This window comes from Microcoleus sp. MON1_C1 (assembly GCF_036701945.1).
In the GTDB taxonomy this organism is placed as follows: Bacteria; Cyanobacteriota; Cyanobacteriia; order Cyanobacteriales; family Microcoleaceae; genus Microcoleus.
In genome coordinates this window covers 15,374-34,637 of record NZ_JAUBRO010000055.1, presented here as the reverse complement: position 1 = coordinate 34,637, position 19,264 = coordinate 15,374, and the positions used below count along the sequence as shown (strand labels likewise).

The window sequence follows — 19,264 nt, the reverse complement described above, 5'->3', positions numbered from 1 at the left end:
ACTAATTACCAATTACTCCTGATTATGAATATTGTTTCTGTGTTACAAGTTATCTGGTCTTTGTCTGCTTTAGGACTTGTGATTTTTGTGTTGCTGCACAGTCCTAAAGGCGATGGTATTGGAGGGATTGGCGGACAAGCTCAATTGTTTACCAGCGCCAAGAGTGCAGAAACGAGTCTGAACCGGATTACTTGGGGTCTGTCTATTGTTTTTATGGGTTTGACTGTGATTTTGAGTGCTGGTTGGTTGGCGCCTAAGTTATAAGATTTGGATTTTTAACCGCAGATAGCTCACGGGCGAGACGCCCGTGCCACATAAATAAATTATTGTGGGGTGGGCTTCTAGCCCGCCCTAAAAATGAAATTTAAGTGCAGTCAGAAAAATGCGGTTGTGGAAAGTGACAGTAAAACCTCGATTGCTGTCTGGTTTGGGATTGGCTTTATGTTGTTTTAGCTTCATAATTTTTACTCAGGTTAATACTCCGGCGGCGACTCTTTCTTCTCTCCCAAGTAGTTTGCCGAATCCACAGGTTCACCCTTTGCCGCCAACGCTAGCGAATTGGCAAGATTCCACAAATAGTGGTGATTATTTTGACCAGGTTAAGCCACCAAATTTCGGTCATTTGTTGTGGTCTAAGTTTCCGATTCAGGTTTATGTTGATCGTCCAGTTGATGCTAATAAGTCTGAAGAATGGGTGGCGACTGTGTTGGATGTGGTGCGGGAATGGGGGGTTTATTTGCCTTTGGAAGTGGTGGATAGTTCGGAGGTGGCTGATATTAGGATTTTACGTCGGGCTCCGCCTTTGCGTCAAGGGATTTTGCGATCGCGCTCTGGAGAGGCTACCTATGAATTGTACGCCCGTCGGGATGGGGATAAAACTGTGTTATCTCATCGGTTTTCGGTTTATTTGAATCCGAATCAAGTGGGTAAGTATATTCCGGCGACGGCGCGGCACGAGTTGGGCCACGCTTTGGGAATTTGGGGTCACAGTTTGATGGAAACTGATGTGCTTTATTTTTCTCAGGTGAGAAATCCTCCGCCTATTTCAGCCAGGGATGTTAATACTTTGAAGCGGGTTTACGAACAGCAGACTCGGTTAGGGTGGGAATTTCAGAGACTCGGCGATTGATATCATTTCCGGTTACACCGGAATGATGTTGACGGTTGACGGTTGACTGTTCACGGCGTCAACAGTCAACAGTCAACCGTCAACAGTGAACTCGAATTTACTATTCCGATGCTAACGGATTTGATATGAAACTGCATCTCTCCAAATTTAGTTCGCTTACGCGGACTAAAAAAACATAATAGTTAATAGGAAATATCAGAAAAATGAAAGATGAATGTTTTGGGATTGTGCCGATTTTTGGAAAAGAAGCTGATGCTTTGTTTTTGTTGATTCAACATCAAGCGGGACATTGGGCGTTTCCGAAAGGTCACGCGAACCCCGGGGAATCTCCTGCGGAAACTGCAAGGCGGGAATTTGAGGAGGAAACAGGTATATCGGATTTTGAAATGCTGGATGAGCCGAGTTTTACGGAACACTATTCTTTTGTGAAAGATGGGGAGCCGATTGAAAAAACTGTCACTTATTTTTTAGGTTTTGTCAATTCGATGGAAGTTGTTTTGCAAGAGGAGGAAGTTCAAAATTCTGCTTGGCTTTCTTTTGATGAAGCTGTTAAACGGATTACTTTTGATGCAAACCGCCTCATGTTTGGGGAAGTTAAGGCATATTTGGATGGCAGAAATTTAAGAGTCGGCGGTTGAAAGCGAGGCTATACAAAGGAAGTCACTCTGTAAGAGACTAAGAAAATTGAGGCAGGATTTGGTATAAGTCAATATGGTTCAGTTAAGCCCGATCCCCCCTAGCCCCCCTTAATAAGGGGGGGACAAGAAGTTACTCAAAGTCCCCCTTCTTAAGGGGGATTTAGGGGGATCTCCGGGGAATAAACAGTTTTAACCCAAGCGTATTGGGGTATAAGTTCTGATTGAAAAACCCGGTAACTTTTGCGATACCGGGTTTATTAAGTGTCAGATTCTGTGGGCGAATCCTGCCGCCAATCTGAGGTTATTTGTTCGTTTTCTGAGCTTCGGCGTGGTGTTGCAAGCGAGAAAAAACGTTGTAGGCGTCGGGGCCGGGAGTATCGTGTTCGCCAGAGCCGTCCATGGGGCCGTCAATGGCTTTCCAAGCAGGAATCCCGCCTTTTAGTTCGGCTACCTTTTGAAAGCCTGCTGCGCGGAGAAGATTGGCCGCTTCGGCGGTTTGTTGGTCGTTTTCGCCGTAGATGTAGATATCGCGGATGGGTTCTAAACTCGATTGTGCTCTAGCGACTAATTCGTCCATTGGCATCATTACGGCGCCGGTAATGTGGCTTTTGGTGAAGCTTTCAAAATCACGAGCGTCGATGATTGTGAGTCCGGGTTCGCCCCAATCTAAACGGGCTTTGAGGTCGTGGCTAGATGCTTGAGCTTTTAAACCAGGAGGGGTGGGAGTCAAATCGGGAAGTTTTTCTTTGATGTCAGAAATCTGGTCGGGAATATTTTTCATGGGTAAAAGGTTGTTCAATGTTTTGATTGCCATTGCAATGTAACAAGAGGTTTAGGTTGAATTCGTCTTTCTAAAGGCTGAACCTGGCATTGAACTAAAGTCGCATTTAAGCTGGGTTGCAGGTGGTTGACTAAGGTTGGGATCGCTAGATTTGTTGAGTTTGCTAGAGGAAAGCGGGCTGTGCTTCAGATTGTTCGATCGCATTTGCTGTGGAGAATTTGAAGTGCGATCGCTCGTTAGATTACGTATTCTATCAAACGATTTCCTTTTAGTCAATCACAATTATTTTGAAATGAAATTGGCCGAAGTTGCGTACAGCCTCGCGCGGGATTTTACGGAAAAGTGGAGAGGTTTGGCAGCAAGATTTATGATAAAATTTGATACTAAGAACAAGTATTTAAAGGTCTGAATATGTCTGAGAAAGATGAAATTTCGGTGTCTAACACTTTGACACCGGAAGAGCAAGCGGTGTGGGATGCAAAGGCAAAAGTTCGGGTACTGCTGAATTTGTGGGATTTGGGCGGCGGCAGGATGAAGGTGAAAAAGGGGGATTTGACTAAGCGGATTGTGCGGACTAATGAGACGAGTCAGAGATATGTGGAAGTGCTCGGCGAGTTGCAGGCGACTGGGGCGATCGAGTATTCGCTGGTAAATCGGGTGACGCTGGTGGAATTGAGCGCTAAGGGGAAAGAAGTTTTAGCGGAAGGCTTGAAAAGTAAGGATTCTTTGTTTGAGTTTGATGGTTCTCAAATTGGTACTCGGCTGGGAAATTCTTTGTTGAAGTGGATTCGGCATCAGGATGGTGCCGCGAGTGTTGCTGTTGATAAGGGGAAAGCGGATGTAGGGACGATCGCATCCTATGACGATTTTAAGGCTGTGGCATTGGATGTGTATGACAGCTTGAACCGGGATTATAACTTAGACGATTTAGTGCCGATTTATCGGATGCGACGGGCGATCGGGGAAATGGTAGGGCGATCGGAGTTCAATGAGTGGCTGTTGGAAATGCAGGCTAATGACATTTTTCAGCTAATGGCAGGAGAAACGCAAGACATCACCCCAGATAAACGTGAAGACTCAATCACCATGCCTGGTGGTGCATTGCGTTACTACGCCAAGCGTTTGAATTCATAAAATTGCCCTCAATCTTTTTGTAGTTCGTTAACCTCACACGCGATCGCTATGAACAATATAGAAGTTTCTCCGATAGAAGCCCTCAATGCTGCAATCCAAAATCACAATCCATTTAGCAAAGCTGGAATTGTCAAAGAACAAGATATTTGGGGAAAAGGGTTTCCCGATATTCCCACTCTAAATGCTCATGCTTCCGATGCCATTCTTCAGGCAGTTGAAAAAGTACAGACAAGTCAATCCACTCAAGAAAAGGTGACTTCACTGGTATTAACTGCTAACCAGGGAGTGGGGAAAAGCCACATTTTAAGTCGCATCCGCCGCAGACTAGAAATCAATGGTGGTGCTTTGTTCGTTTATGCCAGTGTTAATAATTACACCGACTTAAACTTGATAAAATACCAATTTCAGCAAACTTTAGCTAACAGTTTGAGCCATACAGGCAGCCAAAGTGTCATGCAATGGCAGGAAATAGCGGCAGCAATGGCCAACGAAGGTTTCCAAGCTATCAATTCTGCTTCACAGAATCTTTCTCCTCAAGAACTGATAGATCGATTTGACAGAGTATGTGCTAGTTGGGCCGCTAAAAATAAGAATTTCATGAACACCCTGACTAAGCAAGTTCTCAAAACAAAATTAAAGGCAGATCCTTATATTGTTCGAGCTGTTTTATGGACGTTATCAGAAGCGGAAACACCTTTTGCTATCAAATGGTTATCTGGTGAAGAGTTAGATAAATCTAAAGCTGAGGAACTAGGATTGCCGGCTAATTCCGGCAAGACTAATCAGGACAGAGAAGCAGAATCTCTGAATAATGTCCAGCAAATTTTAAATTTGGTGAGTTACTACAGTCCTGTAATCATTTGTTTTGATGAAATAGATGTAAATACAAATTGTAGAGATGATGGGTTGACAACACCGCAGGTAATTGCCGATCTAGTTAAGCGTTTGTACGATACTCTCGAACACTCAGAACTCGGTCAAGGTTTGGTTATTATCACAGTAATGATGCCATATACGTGGACAGACACAGTTAACGTAATGTCTGGCGGTATACCCGATCGACTTTCAACATACACGCAGAAAAAACCAATCGATTTAAAATACTTGAATGGTGATTCTTTAGTTGATGTAGTCGGACTATGGTTGCAAGATTTTTATCAAGTCAGGAATTTAAACCCCCCTCATCCGCTCTATCCATTTGAGGAAAGCCAACTGAGAGAATATGGCAGAGGTAAGCCCACGGTACGGGAAGCTTTGAAATGGTGTGCCGAGAATTTTCTAGTTTTCATGCCTCCAATGCCTGAACTTCCAGAAGAGCCTATTGAGCGGTTTGAGTTTGCTTTAAAGAAGGAACTTGAGGCAGATATGGGAGAGGATATCGAAAATGATTCCACAATTGCTAAGGCTATTTACTTTGGCTTTGAAACGTTGAAAGGTCAGACGGTAGATAATGTAACAATTGATGATGTTACCGCAGAAATCAAACCCAAAATACCAAATGCAAATTGGATTAAGTTCAAGATAATGGGCACTGAAAATGGTAGAGCTATCAAGATTGGGGTTGCAGTCATCCAATATTCTCAATCTGAGTTAGTTGCTGGATTGAAGCGCTTAACTGATTATCAAAAATTTGATTTAACACGCGGTTGTTTAGTCCGTTCCCAATCAAAAATAGATAAAATCAAGAAAAATTCTAAAGCCTATAAGCTTCTAGAAGAACTCGTGTCAGTTGAAAAAGGCGGTGAGGTAGTGTATTTAATTGAAGAGCAAATAAAGCCGCTGCTGGCTCTCCGTGCTGTTTGTCAAAAATGCCGAGATTACAATTTAACAGAAGACCAGATTTTTGATTTCATAGATCAGAAGCAGCTCACTTTTGAGAATCTTTTATTGCGGGAAATTTTGAGCGATCCCTCCGGTGAAATGCCTGCGGTTGATGATGAAGATGAAAGCCTACTTTTAGAAGACATTTTCAACCCTCCCACCAATGATGATACAGATGATGGGGATCTAAGTGACCTATTTAGTTAACCATGAGCAAATTAATTTTGCTTCAAACAGCTCTGGCTTTACCAAATCCAGATATTGAAGCTTTAATCGAAGGACGAATGATTGCAGCTATGCCTCGGATGTTTCTAAATCCGGGGCGTACATTTGCTTTGTATCCAGCCGATAATTCTAATATGCCCTTGATGAAACCTAAGCAAATGAGCTTGTTTTCAGAGTCAGGGCAATTAGAACTCCCCCTGGTACTTTTAGATAAAGTTTCGATCAAAGCTTGGGCTAGGTGCGAATTGTGCCAAATGGTGAATGAACCTGAATCCTTAGAGGCTTTGTCGCGGTTAACAGTCTGGAAAACAGAGGCATTACAGCAAATTCTCCAGCAGCGTCCGTTTATTTTTGTAGCTTACCTGCGGGTTTATTTGCTACCTCAGCCGCTGGAAATGTCTGTGCATCCCAGCGGCAATTTTGTACCTTTGCCAAAGTCTCTAAATGTTACTGATTCAACACCAGTGTTGAGCGAATCTATCTTTGCTAAACGCCGTCAAAAGCTGGAAAAACTAGAGCCTCCTGAACATCCAGAATTGGAAGAGTTGCAAAGTGCATTAGTGCATTTATCCACCACCAACCCGAAAGCCAAACAACTAGAAGCAGAAATCAAAATGTTTCTAGGTTGGAGTAGCGATAAGCCTGTAAAACCAATCAAACCGGATTTATCTTGGATAAATACCATAGCAGCTTTGGGAAATCGCACCAAAGAACTAGATACAAACAAAAGCAACTATCAAGCAGGAACAGACTTTGAAATTGTAGTGCGCGATAGCCTTGAGTTTTTGGGATTTACCATAGATTATGCTCACAAAGGTGGTGCTGGTGGCTTAGATTTATTATGCTCCAAACCTTACCCCTTAGTGGGCGAGTGCAAAGCCGGTAAAAAAATCCCTAACGATACAGCAGTTCAATTGCTGAATTTAGGAACGCTACGGCTCCAAGATAAAGAAACCCTCGCCAAAGCAACTAAGTTGATTATTGGTCCTGGCGTTCCAACTCCTCAACTTATGGATGCAGCAAAAGTACACGGTATGGCAATTATGAACCCTGAGACGCTTGAAAAACTGGTTAAACTTCAAAGCACCTATCCTAACTCGGTGGACTTATTTAAACTGAAAGAATACTTAAAACCGGGACAATCTGATGATGAAGTTGCTAAATATATTGAGCAAGTTGAGCAAGAAATTAAAGTGCGATCGCACGTTCTTTTTATTCTGAAAAAGTATCACGAAAATTCTGGTTCTGAACAAGCAAGTGTGGATGCTCTTAGCGGTGCGTATTCAATGTCTAACCCACCCAAGAAGTTGTCCCGCGAAGAGTTGCACGAAATGTTAGTAGAACTTTCTTCTCCGCTGACAGGTTATGCAGGGCGAATTAAAGGCGAGAGTTTAGGGCGCGATCGCTTTTATTTCCTGCGCGACTTGCCGCTAGATGATTGAGATAGGTCAAGGGCGATTCCCTACGGGATAGCTTCGCCGCGCGTACTCGATCCAATTTCCTACACAGCATCAGGATCTATGCCCAATTCCCGCAACCTCGCAGCCAATCTTTCAGCAGTTTGCTATTATACTCAATTGTAATTTTAACACTCAAGACATCGATTACGAAAAGATCGATCGCCCTTATTGACTCTCCAATAAGCACACCCCGCAATAGTTTTAATATTTTTCCAAACACAAATTAAATATTTGGTTCTGTTTACCATTTGGGCGATCGCCTCAACAAGGCTGTAGCTGCCTCACTGTCGAGAGGTTTAGAGAAAAAGTATCCCTGACCGTACTCGCAGCCGATCGCCCGCATTTGAGCCAATTGGGTGGCGGTTTCGACCCCTTCTGCTACTACCTCCATCCCCAAGCTGCGGGCTAGCATGACGATCGCCCGCACAATTTCCAAATTTTCGCCCCTTTCCCCGATGCGGGTAACAAAAGAGCGATCGACCTTCAAAATATTAATCGGGAACTTGTGCAAATAACTCAGAGACGAATAACCAGTGCCGAAATCATCAATACACAGCCCGATACCCAAGTCTCTCAAATGCGAAAGCATCGCCGCCGCCGCTTCTCCATCCTCCATCACCACACTCTCAGTAATCTCCAACTTCAAACAGCGAGCGTCAACACCTGTTTCCAGCAAAACTTGCTTAATTTGCTCGATCGACTCGGGTTCCGCAAACTGCCTTCCGGAAAGATTTACTGCGACTGTCAGCGGCGAATTTCCCACAGATAAATTCAAACTTTGCCACTTAATAATTTGGCGACAGCTTTCGTTCAAAACCCACAAACCCAAAGGCGTAATTAACCCTGTTTCCTCCGCCATCGCAATAAATTCCATCGGGGAAACTAAACCCCTTTCCGGGTGCAGCCAGCGCACCAGTGCCTCAAATCCGATAACCGATCCGCTTTTTAAACAAACGATCGGCTGATAATAAACAGTAAAAGGACATTCCAATTTTAAAGTAGTCAATTGCGACTTAGGACGATCCAATCTGCGATCGATTTCACTCATCGGCGAGTTTTCCGCCACCGTCCCACAGGCGAAATTTACTATGGGATATTTGAAATTTAGTTCTTCAACCGACTCGCGCAAATCGTGTTCCAAGTGCATCAAAGCCACAGCCCGAGTGTGCATCGCACTGGTAAAAACTTCGTAGCGAGCTTTACCGAGAGCTTTAGCCCGGTACATCGCAATATCAGCATCGCGCAAAATATCTCCCGGCCACTGATATTTGTCGGTACTTAAGGCAATGCCGATGCTAGCAGTAATTAAAACTTTATTACCTTCCAAATAAAGCGGTCGTTCGATCGTTTTGAGAATTTCCTTTGCTTGGGCGATCGCCTCATCAACACCGTGAATTTCATCCAGCAAAATCACAAACTCATCTCCCCCCAGACGAGCCACCGTATCGCCCGGCCGCAAACAAGTCAAGAGACGGCGAGCCACAGCCACCAACAGCCGATCGCCCGTGCGGTGTCCCTGACTGTCATTAATCACCTTAAACCTGTCCAAATCCAGAAACAGCACCGCAAACTGATAGCTCGGATGCCGTTGGGCGCGGGCAAAAGCTTGCCCCAACCTGTCAGTCAACAAAGCACGGTTCGGCAACTCTGTCAGCGCATCGTGCAAAGCATCGTGCAACAATTGTTCTTCAGCCATCTTGCGCTCAGTCACGTCGTGACAGTTGACCACAATTCCCCGCACGGAAGGTTCGTTGAGCAAATTCGTCGCCACCGCTTCCAACACGCACCAGGAACCGTCCTTGTGCTGCACTCGGTATTCCGCCATTCCCTGGCTAACTCTCGGCATTTGCATGACACCTTTGAACACTTGATCCACTATCAGCAATTCGTCAGGGTGAATCAAGTCAAATATAGATCGGCCCAAGACTTCCGCCGTCGGGTAGCCCAAAATCCGCTCTAGGGAAGGAGATACATAGCGGCAAAAGCCTTTCTCGTCGAGAATCACAATAATGTCTCTAGCATTTTCAATCAACGATCGAAAGCGCTTCTCGCTTTGCCGCAGCTCTTGTTCGGTGCGCTTTTGGTCGGTAATATCGGTATTCATGTAAATCAGACCGACAATTTTCCCCGTGCGGTCTTTAATAGCATCGGCCCGCAGCAACACTTGCAAAGTTTTACCGCTTTTAGTGCGCTTGGTAATTTCACCAAACCAAGAATAACCCTGGGCGATCGTGTCGAGTACCTCCCGGGCGACTGCAGAGTCAGCAAAAACTGCCGATATACCTCCGGCTAGTTTACATTCCTCTGCGGTGTCCCATTCAAATAGCTGAGAAAACGCTTGATTTTGATAAATGTGAGTGCCGTTGGCATCGCTGATGCCGATCGCGTCACTCGAACTTTCCACCGCCTTGCGAGTCAGCACCAGAGCTTCTTCTGCCCGCTTGCGCTCGGTAATGTCAATCCCTACCAGACAAGCTGCTTTGCCGCGATCGTACTTTTGAGCCACAATCAAATAGTATCCCTCGGACTCTCCCCCGTCGGTTTGTAGCTTAACGTTGAGTTCTTTAACCGCTTCCGTAGCGTCGCCGGCAAAAAACTCCACGACAAAAGAGTTAAAATCCGAGCTAGCGCCCAGAAAACCAATATCTTGACCGACAAAAGCCGACGGCCGCAAACCATGCAGTTTGGCTAAGTGCTGGTTAACCCCCAAATATCGCAAATCCGAGCTAATCCAAGATACTGTTCCCGGAACTGCTTCCAAAATCGTTTGCAGTTGGTCGTTAGCTTGCTGCAATGCTTGCTGCACTTCACAGAGTGGTTCCGACAAGTCAGATTGAACTCCTACGAAGTGAGTCAAATTAGCGTTGTCGTCTCGCACGGGAGATAGCGATAATTTTGCCCAAAATGGAGTGCCGTCTTTGCGGTAATTTTTGATTGGTGTCTGGATTTCTAGACCTTGGCGCAAGGCGTCGCGGATCTTAGCTACAGTAGTTCGATCGGTATCCGGGCCTTGCAAAAATCGGCAATTACGCCCCAAGATTTCACGGGCGCAGTAACCCGTCATCCGTTCAAAGGCCGGATTGCAATAAATTATCGGACAGTCGGGTGCCTTGGCGTCAGCAATCACAATGCCGCTGCTAGTAGCAGCCAAGGCTCGATCGCGCAGCCACAGGGCTTCTGACGCAGTATGGCGATCGCCTACACCCCCCACTCCACCTAAATTAGAAATTGACTGGTTCTCCCGATCTCCCATCAGCCGAACTTTCAAGCAAACCTTTACAATTTCCGAATTGTTTCTTACTCTAACGTTTTTCACGACTCGCGCAACGTAAATTGTATCTCCGCATTTAAGTAAGCGGGATTTCACCTTAGTGGTTAGTTGTATTTTCTACCCTTGCTGTTGGGCATTTAAAAAAGCACGTCTTCACTTCCGCAGTGCAAAACCCTCAATTCTTCTCCCCCTCAATTCTTCTCCCCCTCAGACTCTCTCCCCCTCCGACTCTCTCCCCACGCCCTGGCAATCACGATCTGCAGCAGCTTATTTAGCAGGAGTTGCGGCTTGAGAACTCGGCGGCGCAATATTAATTAATGGCAAAGTTCCGCCTCCTCCCATTACTGTCGGAAACTGGCCGTCCCATTTTTCAATTGCTTGCTGCTGCAAAATTTCGGCTGTTAAAGTTTGTCGCTGCAAGCGTTGAGCTTCTGCTTGACCTTTAGCGCGGTTTATTTGGGCTTGAGCGTCTTGGGTTGCTTTTTTAACTGTAAATTCTGCCTGTTTAGCTTCTTGTTCTGCTATTTGTTTGGCTTCGATGGCTTTGCTAAATTCTGGAGAAAAGCCAAAATTTATTAACGAAACATCTCTGACAATGACCCCGTAAGGTTCCAAGCGCTTTTTAAGGCTGTTGTCTATTTCGTTTTTTAGTTCCGTGCGCTTAGTAATAATTTCTTCTGCGGTTTTTTTAGAAGTTGCTGCTTTGAGAACTTCAGAAATTGCGGGGCTCAGAATGCTGGTAACAATTTGTTCTTCGTCTCCCACTTGTTGGAAAACTTGATTTACTTTTGCAGGGTCAACATTCCAGTTGACTGCCAAATCTGTAGTAATGCTTTGCAAATCTTTGGATGCTGCATCTGCTTTTAAATCTGTTTTTTGTACCCGCACGCTGATAGTTTTTACAGAGGTGACGATCGGTAAAACCGGGTGGATGCCTTCATCTAAGATCGCGTCTTGAACTTTGCCGAAGCGCATCATGACGCCGCGTTCCCCTGCGCCGACGAGGGCAAAAGGTCTTAAAATTAAGGCGGCGATGATGAAGACGATGCCACCGACGATGTAGAGAGCTAGGTTGTACTGAACACTTTGCATGGTTTTCATATGTTGATTCACCTATGTTGTGTTACTTGATGTTAGTTTTCTATTCGATCTTATCTAAGATTATAACTTCATGTTAAGGGTGCAACAACTCATAAATTCATTGATTATTTTTCATAAAAGTCATATAGTTGCGAGGGTCTGGGAACCTCTTAGCTCGATGAGCGGGGATGAACAATGGCACTTGTATAGCAATCCTTGCAGGAGTCGTAAATTTTTACCCCACCCCAACCCTCCCCTTGGTAAGGGGAGGGAGTAAGAAATACACAAATGATGCGAGGATTGCTATAGCTGGGTGAGATTATTGATGAATAAATGTTTCAATCATCTTGACAAAGAGGATTTTTTTAGATAAAGCAGAAGTAAATAGATAGCTCGATCGCTCTGCGACAAGGGATAAAATGGCGATCGGAAAGAGAAAGCTTTCTAGAAAGCTAGAAAATCAGGATCGAATAGGTATTTTTTATAAATTTTGAGTAGAAGATTGGAGGTGCTTGCCACTAAAACCTTTGGGGGTTGGTTCAAGCACAAGCGAAAGATAGAATTTTACTCTCCGACCTACAGACTCTATTTGTAGAATTGGCATCGGCCCGCCTTGCTCAACCCACCTGAGTAGAAAAAAAGACTTCTTGGGCAAGCTAGGAATTTATAGCTACAAACGATAAAAATCTGAGTTTAAAAATGGCCGAAAATAAGTTAAGCTTAGATGAGAACGGTTGAAGAAAAATCAAAATGTTGCAGCGACACCCTTGGCCGCAGACAGTTGAAGAGGCGATCGCCATTCAAGAACAGCTTCGGTCAGAGGTAATTACCGCCAATCAACTGGAGACAGTTCGCTACGTCGCCGGTGTAGATGTCGGCTACGACAGTGTAAACGATGTATCGCGGGCCGCTGTAACAGTTCTGAGCTTTCCCGACTTACAGTTGCAGCAGCAAGCTGTGGTTCGCAGTCCTACAACTTTTCCTTATATTCCGGGTTTCCTGTCTTTTCGAGAAGTGCCGGCAGTTCTCGAAGCTTTGGAAAATATCAGTTTGAGACCAGACTTGATATTGTGCGACGGTCAAGGACTAGCCCACCCCCGCAGGTTCGGTCTTGCCTGCCATTTGGGGGTTTTGACAGGGATTGCCACGATCGGCGTTGCCAAAAATCGATTTATTGGAGAACATTCAGAAGTCGGACTCGACCGGGGCAGTTGGGAACCCTTGGTGCTGGAGGGATCGACGGTAGGAGCAGCGCTGAGGACGCAAACAGGGGTAAAACCGATTTATGTTTCGATAGGTCATAAGGTAAACTTGATAAGTGCGATCGAGTACGTCCTGCGCTGCGCCCCAAAATATCGCTTACCAGAAACAACTCGATCGGCAGACCAACTAACATCGGGATAAGTGGCAAGGGCCGAAGGCATCAAAAAAAAAGTAAAAAGACCAAAAAAGCATCCGTCTTTGGACTTTTAATTTTTGAGGTGGCGCCGCCCGATTCAAAAAATCCTCTGAGTCTACTGCCAATCAGCTTTCGCTTCCATCCTTCCAGCGAACTAAAGAATGACTATACCTGAGAAAGAGGTATAAAAGTTGGGGAGGTTTATAGAATGATTGAAAGACAGTAACCAGCTTAAAACATTGGCGGCTCTAACTATAGTGCCCGGGCGTGAACTATTTTTAGTTCACATTTGTAAATTATGAAAGAGTCATCCTGCGAGTTCAACCAAAAGCTTAGATTCGTCTGATGAGGTTTCATAATTTACCGTCGGATATCTCACCACTGACTGGGAGTAACCACGACAGTGGGAGGCGAAGGCGCGATCGAGCTAAAAAATCAGAAACAAACAAGGAGACAGTCATGGCTGAGAAAAGCAAACGCGGATTCGCTTCTATGGATGCAGAAAAACAGCGCGCAATTGCTAGCAAGGGCGGAAAAGCTGCACACGAGAAAGGAACTGCACACGAATTCACCCCTGAAGAAGCCAGACAAGCTGGTCAAAAAGGTGGGGAAGCTGTCAGCAGAAATCGCGAACACATGGCTCAAATTGGTCGCGAAGGCGGTCGGAAAAGCCGCAAGAGCGAAGCTTAAGTCTCTCAAGGCTGGCCCTGTAATGAAAGATTGCACAGTTGCAGCGTGAGAGATAGCACTAGGACAGTGAACGTTTGAGGAGGTGGGGCGATCGAAGTTACCAAGGTAGTTCGATCGCCCAACCTCCAAAATTTGTAACTAGCGCCCCCCAGCTTTGCAAATTTGAAAACCCCACAGCAATTAGTTTTTAGCAATCGCTGGCAAATCTTTAACGGCAATTTTTTAACAAAGCTGCACAGGGGTCAATAATTTTGCGGGAAAGAAAAGCTGGCAAGCGCGATTCAGTCTCTCAAAAAAAGCCAATACGAACACTAAAAGCCCCGAACTCAGGGCTTTTTTGTTTAGCGGCAGATAATATTTTCAGAACTTCGATCGAGTCGGCGTCAATAATTCTAATTAAGTTTTTTGGTGAGGAAGTCCGTCCTCAAAATAAATCAGCTAATATTTTTTTATATTTTTGAGTTAACTATAAAATCATGACAAACCAGCTAACTTTAGCATGGACAGAAGCTGGGGTGCGTCAAACTCAGACAATTGAAAACGGACAGCCGAGCAAAAGTCCGGGAACCGTGAGACTAGGGCGCGATCCGGCGAAGTGCGATATAGTATTTTCGCATCCCAGCGTATCGGGGCTGCACGTTGAAATATTTTTTAATCAGGAATTGCAGGAGTATGCAGTGCGGAATTTGCGGGAAAGCAATCCGCCGCTGGTAGACGGACAAATTCTCGTCCGAGGCGAAGCAAAATTGAACTCGGGAAGTCACATCCATTTAGGGCAAGTGCAAATCGAGGTGGTGAATGTGACGGAGGTGCAGGTAGCCGCGCCCCAGACAGTTTTGCTGTCTGGGCCTCCCGCACCTGGTAACTTTCAGCCGACGGGGCCTTCAAAATACGGTTTGCAGTGTCCCAAATGCAGCCGAATTTCGCCTTACGCGCAGTTGAATGCGGGGTGTCCGTGGTGCGGTACTTCTTTGGCGGCGGCGGCGAGTGTGATGATCTCTCCGTGAGAGTTTGAAAAAGGGAAAATCGGGCTATGCGCTAAACACTCTCAACTTCAAAAATCTTTTTTTGCAGAAAGCTCAAAGCCGACGGCTGATGTTTAAAAAATCATGAATTCTCAACCCTTGCGCCTGCGACTGACTTGGACAGATACAGCTACGGGGGATTGTCGATCCCCGATACTCGACTTACCCATCGCTTTGGGACGAATTTTTGAAGCTATGCCCGCCACAATCAACGGGAAACGAGTTTCTCGAATTGCCCTCAGCAGCAGTCAAGTTTCTCGCTTTCATGCAGTGATTGGCACCGAAGGCAACAGTATTTTACTTACTGACACGGGCAGCCGCAACGGTACTTTTGTCAACGGCGTTCGCCAAACCCGTTGCGTGCTGGCAAACGGGGATATGCTGCAAGTTGGGCCCTACGCGATCGGCATTTCTTTTGCTGTGAATTCCCCTGAAATGCCGTCGGTCAATTTTCACATTTTCTTTAACCCGCAGACCAATGGGCCAGATCCCGCGTTGGGGCAGCCAGTAATGTTGCAGCTTCCTCAAACAGGTAGTAGGGGAGAATTTCCGCCGATCGAATTTTTGCAAGCTTCTCAAGTGTCAATGCGATCGCTCGAATCTAGGAGACTCCCTGTGGCAGAAGTTGATTGGGCTGCTGTTGGCGGCGGTTTGGGAAGCTTTATTTGGGTGGATTTGCTGAGAATTTGCGGCGTGAAAACAGAGCGAATTGCGGTTTTGGGCATGGAAAAGCAGCCTTACGCCCGCTATCTGCGTCTGTGCCTGAATTCTCAAATTCCGCTGCGGGAACGCCTAAGATCGAATTCTGACTCTTGTCCAGACAACATTTGGGGGTGGCCTCCCTATGCTTTGCGGGAAGCTTGGCAGGAATTGCTCAAAGGGCGTTTGGGGATGTCGTTGAAGTTGATGTGGCAGGTGTTTGCTGAACCGACTTTTGCCGAAACTTATACGCCTCGCGCGGGTAATGTGTTTGATTCTATTGACAGGGAAGCCGATCGAATTGGGTGGAATCAGATGTTTCGCTACGGTAGAGTGCGGGGAATTCGCAAAACAGATGACGGCAGGTACGCGATCGCTTATTCTCGATCGGATGCGGATCACCGCGAGCACGCTTTTTTAATCGCCAAATACGTACACTTAGCCACCGGCTATCCCGCCATTCAATTTCTGCCCGACTTGCAAGCTTATCGCGAAAAAACCCAGGATTTTGAGTCGGTTGTCAACGCTTACGAAAGCCACGACGGCGTTTACGAAAAATTGGAGGCCAGCGGCGGCAGCGTGTTAATTAGAGGCCGGGGAATTGTGGCTTCGCGGGTGGTGCAGCGAATTTACGAAGCGCGACAGCGGAACCGCAACATTCAAGTATTGCATTTGATGCGATCGCCCAAACCTCAAGGTAACAAATTTAAACTCGCTCAGCGAAGAGTCGAAAATCACTACGAATTTCAACCTTTCAACTGGCCAAAAGCTTGCTGGGGCGGGGAACTCCGCGTACTTTTGGAACAAGCCGCCCCCCAATTGCGGCCGCAGTTGCTCACCGACTGGGGTGGAACTACTACAGCCCAGCGCAGCGACTGGCGGCGGATTGTCAAAGAAGGTTTAAGTCAAGGATGGTATCAAATTACCTTCGGTGAAGTCGAGCGAGTCGAGCGCGACAGTCAAAACCGCACGGTGACGTACATTCAGGAGAAGGAACTCAAGGGGCAAATTAAGTTAGAAGCTGATTTTATTATTGATGCTACGGGTTTGGACGCTAAGGTAAAAACCAGTCCCCTGTTAAACGATTTGGTAGTTCAATACAATCTTCCCCTCAACGGTTTGGGCCGGCTGAGTGTTAACAACGATTTTGAAGTACCAGAATTGCGGAATTCTTCTGGTAGCAACACAGAAGGCCGGGTATACGCAGCAGGCGCGATTACTTTGGGGGGGCCTTACGCGCCGGTAGACAGTTTTTTGGGCTTGCAATATGCCGCCTTGCGTTCGGTTGAAAGTCTGGCCGCCAACCGAGTTGCTGGTGTGCGGAAATTGAGCGTTTGGCGATCGTTTGTGCAGTGGTTGAAGTGGATTTTCAATAAATCTCCAGATTGATTAGAAACAAAACCGTTTCGCATTCAATCTAAAATCCAAAATCTAAAATCCAAAATCGAATGACTCCCACCTTATTTGGCCGATGGCAAACTCGAATATTATTATTTGCAACTGTAGGCGTTTTAGTAACACTGCCATTTTTTCTAGGTTTAATCGCTGGTAAATCAGGCTCGATCTTTTTCTGGATTTTAGGGTATGTAGCGATTTTTGGCATCGGCTGGGATGCCTTATATATCTACATCCAGCAGTACCGCTGGGATCGAGATTGGCCCGGCGCATTTCAATTGCTCGCCGGGATTTGGGAAGCAATTTTTGTGTTATTTTTGATAGAAATAGTTGGTTTGCCCGGAATACCCAAGCCAGAGTTTGATTTGGGAGCATTTGCCCTACATTACAGTTTAGTATGGTTGGCGATTTATCTGGGAGCGCAAACACTAATGCGGATTTTATTTCCCTACTGGCGTTTTCGAGGCGGTCAATGGTGGTAACAATAGTTGCGTTCAGGGACCGAGCGGGCAAATCTATCTTATAATCCACATCAAGCACCTTGCCAAAACTATCCCTGGGGCTTTCCTGATTATCTTCCTCTCTGGAATTTAGCCAACACGCTCTTGAAATTGGCGATCGAAAAAACCAGAAACCACACCACAACACCCGCACCGATGCTAATCAAAAGCAGCATTAGCTGATGGGTGTATAATGGAGAAGTCACCACTCGCTGGAGAAACTAATGGAATGGAAACTTAAAACTATTCCAAAAGGCGGTACAAATGTTAGGAATATTTGATTAGTAAATTTAACTCAAAGCAATGCAAATTCATATTTATGCCGAACAAGGAGATATTGCAGGTGTAGCACAGCAAATTGCTAGTGGAGTCGATATTGATAGTACAGATAAATTTTACTCACTGACACCCTTGATGTGTGCGATATCTAGCTCAAATGCAGGGCTCGATATGGTTAAGTTTCTTTTAGACAATGGAGCTGATATTGAAGTGATTTGTGGAGAGCATGAAAATAATGTACTCAGCTTAGCCGTGCAGTCAGGGAGTCTCGATAAAGTTCGACTGATTTTGGATGCTGGAGCCAACATAAACTATCAGAGACCAAATGGCTATCATGTTTTAATCGATGCCATAGATGGATGCGCTATCTCAAAAGATCGAGAGTTATTACCAATTTTAAGTTTGCTGATCGAAAGAGGTGCAGAACTTAGTAATGTCAGTATCTACAGCGAGTCCGCCCTGAGGTTCGCCTCAAGAGTGGAAAGTTTTGATGCTGTCAAATTATTGCTAGAGGCAGGTGCGGATGCTAGTGACCTGCAATGGACGGGACTAATGCAAGCGATCGTCTGTGACGATCTCGAAAATGTAAAGGTATTACTCGCTCAAAATCCCGATCTTTCTGCGCGCGACTGCTGGAGTCGAACTCCTTGGCTGTTTAGTTTGGAAGTCGGTAAGCTTGAAACAGCCAAATTATTACTGTCAGCAGGAGCAGATCGCAGCGATCGCGGACACTGTGGCAATACTCCATTGATGTATCCTATCGAAAACGGTCAAATCGAAGTTTTAGAATGGTTGATTGAGCAGGGATTTGATATCGAAGCTACTGATGATTTTAATAACACTCCTTTAATTTTAGCGGCAGAATGCGGCGCGACTGATTGCGTGCGTATTCTCTTAGAGAATGGAGCAAATCCTAGTCGAATCAATAATTGCTCTAATAAGGCTATTAACTTGGCAAGTAATCTACAAATTGTCCGAATGCTTGTTGATGTGGGCGAAGATCTAAGCGATATCAGCGATGATATGAGGCAATATCTAACTGGAGTGGGTAATTACGATCTCGAAGTAACGCGAGAACAATATTTGTCTGGCAGAGAGCGTCGATTTGGGAAAACTAATCCAGAAGTAATGGAAGTGGACTTTTGGAAGGCAATGATTCTGAGTGGTAGTGGGCATTGGGATGCGATCTCAATGTTTAGCGGGGATAACTACGATAGACCTGCTGTATGGTGCTATCAAAGATTTGGGAGAACAATTACAGAATTGCCAGATGGAAGAATCATTGAAATTGCTGGCGAACACGAAGATCACTACGATCCAGACTTTTGTATCTATAACGATGTGGTTGTTTACGACGGACATGGCAAGTTTAAGATTTTAGGCTATCCCAAAGAGGTTTTCCCTCCCACTGATTTTCATTCTGCAACCTTAGTTGGAGAGTATATCTACATTATTGGCAATTTAGGCTATCTTAAGGACAGAAACTATAATGAAACGCCAGTTTATCGACTTCACCTCGACACGTTCAAAATAGAAAACCTGACAACTACAGGAGATAAGCCTCAGTTGATTTGTTGTCACAAGGCGCATTACAAAGAGCCATCAAAAATATTAATTACTGGTGGAAAAGTTGCAGAGAAATACGTCGATAACTCAATCGATTATATTTTGGATTTAACAAGTTTAATTTGGAGTCAAGCGAATACGCATGAATAAAATGAGTTCCATTAAGTTAATC

The 19,264-nt window shown here is 45.3% G+C and carries 15 protein-coding genes; 12 read left to right on the top strand and 3 right to left on the bottom strand.

The window, feature by feature from the left end; translation table 11 throughout:
• Positions 1–24 precede the first annotated feature (24 nt).
• From secG to QUA62_RS24345, 3 genes are all read left to right on the top strand, one after another.
• Positions 25–264, top strand: a complete 240-nt coding sequence (gene secG / locus QUA62_RS24355; protein WP_190659521.1) for a preprotein translocase subunit SecG — start codon at positions 25–27, stop codon at positions 262–264.
• A gap of 118 nt (positions 265–382) precedes the next feature.
• The gene (locus tag QUA62_RS24350; protein WP_333407322.1) at positions 383–1,129 is read left to right on the top strand and encodes a peptidase; all 747 of its coding nucleotides are present in this window, start codon (positions 383–385) and stop codon (positions 1,127–1,129) included.
• 203 nt (positions 1,130–1,332) lie between these two features.
• Positions 1,333–1,767: an NUDIX domain-containing protein gene (locus tag QUA62_RS24345; RefSeq protein WP_333285141.1), complete on the top strand. Its 435-nt coding sequence runs from the start codon at positions 1,333–1,335 to the stop codon at positions 1,765–1,767.
• Positions 1,768–2,068: 301 nt separating this feature from the next.
• On the opposite strand, the gene QUA62_RS24340 is transcribed toward QUA62_RS24345, so the two are convergent.
• Positions 2,069–2,581 (bottom strand): rhodanese-like domain-containing protein, encoded by a 513-nt coding sequence (locus QUA62_RS24340; protein ID WP_333407321.1) that lies wholly within the window; start codon positions 2,579–2,581, stop codon positions 2,069–2,071.
• Positions 2,582–2,959: 378 nt separating this feature from the next.
• On the opposite strand from QUA62_RS24340, the gene QUA62_RS24335 reads away from it, so the two are divergent.
• Genes QUA62_RS24335 through QUA62_RS24325 form a run of 3 tightly spaced genes read left to right on the top strand, consistent with a single transcriptional unit; the run spans position 2,960 to position 7,170 of the window.
• Positions 2,960–3,682, top strand: coding sequence for a hypothetical protein (locus tag QUA62_RS24335; RefSeq protein ID WP_333407320.1), 723 nt, complete (start codon positions 2,960–2,962; stop codon positions 3,680–3,682).
• 48 nt (positions 3,683–3,730) lie between these two features.
• Positions 3,731–5,710 (top strand): ATP-binding protein, encoded by a 1,980-nt coding sequence (locus QUA62_RS24330; RefSeq protein ID WP_333407319.1) that lies wholly within the window; start codon positions 3,731–3,733, stop codon positions 5,708–5,710.
• A 2-nt stretch (positions 5,711–5,712) separates the two neighbouring features.
• Entirely contained in the window at positions 5,713–7,170 is a 1,458-nt protein-coding gene (locus tag QUA62_RS24325) for a DUF1802 family protein (RefSeq protein WP_333407318.1), read from the top strand.
• A gap of 259 nt (positions 7,171–7,429) precedes the next feature.
• Here the strand turns inward: QUA62_RS24325 and QUA62_RS24320 are convergent, their stop codons facing one another.
• Positions 7,430–10,441 (bottom strand): EAL domain-containing protein, encoded by a 3,012-nt coding sequence (locus tag QUA62_RS24320; protein WP_333407317.1) that lies wholly within the window; start codon positions 10,439–10,441, stop codon positions 7,430–7,432.
• Between the two features lie 285 nt (positions 10,442–10,726).
• Positions 10,727–11,560, bottom strand: coding sequence for a prohibitin family protein (locus tag QUA62_RS24315; RefSeq protein WP_333407316.1), 834 nt, complete (start codon positions 11,558–11,560; stop codon positions 10,727–10,729).
• A gap of 729 nt (positions 11,561–12,289) precedes the next feature.
• On the opposite strand from QUA62_RS24315, the gene nfi reads away from it, so the two are divergent.
• The 6 genes from nfi (at position 12,290) to QUA62_RS24285 (ending at position 19,242) form a co-directional block, all read left to right on the top strand.
• Positions 12,290–12,943 carry a deoxyribonuclease V gene (gene nfi / locus QUA62_RS24310; protein ID WP_333407315.1) on the top strand — a complete coding sequence of 218 codons (654 nt, stop codon included), beginning with the start codon at positions 12,290–12,292 and terminating at the stop codon, positions 12,941–12,943.
• Positions 12,944–13,397: 454 nt separating this feature from the next.
• Entirely contained in the window at positions 13,398–13,628 is a 231-nt protein-coding gene (locus QUA62_RS24305) for a KGG domain-containing protein (protein ID WP_006631632.1), read from the top strand.
• Positions 13,629–14,104: 476 nt separating this feature from the next.
• The gene (locus QUA62_RS24300) at positions 14,105–14,635 is read left to right on the top strand and encodes an FHA domain-containing protein (RefSeq protein WP_333285125.1); all 531 of its coding nucleotides are present in this window, start codon (positions 14,105–14,107) and stop codon (positions 14,633–14,635) included.
• Between the two features lie 102 nt (positions 14,636–14,737).
• Positions 14,738–16,741: an FHA domain-containing protein gene (locus tag QUA62_RS24295; RefSeq protein ID WP_333407314.1), complete on the top strand. Its 2,004-nt coding sequence runs from the start codon at positions 14,738–14,740 to the stop codon at positions 16,739–16,741.
• Between the two features lie 59 nt (positions 16,742–16,800).
• A complete protein-coding gene (locus QUA62_RS24290; protein WP_333407313.1) occupies positions 16,801–17,229 on the top strand; it encodes a hypothetical protein in 429 nt (142 codons plus the stop codon).
• Positions 17,230–17,550: 321 nt separating this feature from the next.
• A complete protein-coding gene (locus tag QUA62_RS24285) occupies positions 17,551–19,242 on the top strand; it encodes an ankyrin repeat domain-containing protein (protein ID WP_333407312.1) in 1,692 nt (563 codons plus the stop codon).
• The last annotated feature ends 22 nt before the right edge of the window (positions 19,243–19,264 follow it).

What these genes read in the sequence shown, in the direction of transcription:
- secG (WP_190659521.1), top strand. Translation starts at nt 25, where the DNA reads ATGAATATTGTTTCTGTGTTACAAGTTATCTGGTCTTTGTCTGCTTTA.
- QUA62_RS24350 (WP_333407322.1), top strand. Translation starts at nt 383, where the DNA reads ATGCGGTTGTGGAAAGTGACAGTAAAACCTCGATTGCTGTCTGGTTTG.
- QUA62_RS24345 (WP_333285141.1), top strand. Translation starts at nt 1,333, where the DNA reads ATGAAAGATGAATGTTTTGGGATTGTGCCGATTTTTGGAAAAGAAGCT.
- QUA62_RS24340 (WP_333407321.1), bottom strand. Translation starts at nt 2,581, where the DNA reads ATGGCAATCAAAACATTGAACAACCTTTTACCCATGAAAAATATTCCC.
- QUA62_RS24335 (WP_333407320.1), top strand. Translation starts at nt 2,960, where the DNA reads ATGTCTGAGAAAGATGAAATTTCGGTGTCTAACACTTTGACACCGGAA.
- QUA62_RS24330 (WP_333407319.1), top strand. Translation starts at nt 3,731, where the DNA reads ATGAACAATATAGAAGTTTCTCCGATAGAAGCCCTCAATGCTGCAATC.
- QUA62_RS24325 (WP_333407318.1), top strand. Translation starts at nt 5,713, where the DNA reads ATGAGCAAATTAATTTTGCTTCAAACAGCTCTGGCTTTACCAAATCCA.
- QUA62_RS24320 (WP_333407317.1), bottom strand. Translation starts at nt 10,441, where the DNA reads ATGGGAGATCGGGAGAACCAGTCAATTTCTAATTTAGGTGGAGTGGGG.
- QUA62_RS24315 (WP_333407316.1), bottom strand. Translation starts at nt 11,560, where the DNA reads ATGAAAACCATGCAAAGTGTTCAGTACAACCTAGCTCTCTACATCGTC.
- nfi (WP_333407315.1), top strand. Translation starts at nt 12,290, where the DNA reads ATGTTGCAGCGACACCCTTGGCCGCAGACAGTTGAAGAGGCGATCGCC.
- QUA62_RS24305 (WP_006631632.1), top strand. Translation starts at nt 13,398, where the DNA reads ATGGCTGAGAAAAGCAAACGCGGATTCGCTTCTATGGATGCAGAAAAA.
- QUA62_RS24300 (WP_333285125.1), top strand. Translation starts at nt 14,105, where the DNA reads ATGACAAACCAGCTAACTTTAGCATGGACAGAAGCTGGGGTGCGTCAA.
- QUA62_RS24295 (WP_333407314.1), top strand. Translation starts at nt 14,738, where the DNA reads ATGAATTCTCAACCCTTGCGCCTGCGACTGACTTGGACAGATACAGCT.
- QUA62_RS24290 (WP_333407313.1), top strand. Translation starts at nt 16,801, where the DNA reads ATGACTCCCACCTTATTTGGCCGATGGCAAACTCGAATATTATTATTT.
- QUA62_RS24285 (WP_333407312.1), top strand. Translation starts at nt 17,551, where the DNA reads ATGCAAATTCATATTTATGCCGAACAAGGAGATATTGCAGGTGTAGCA.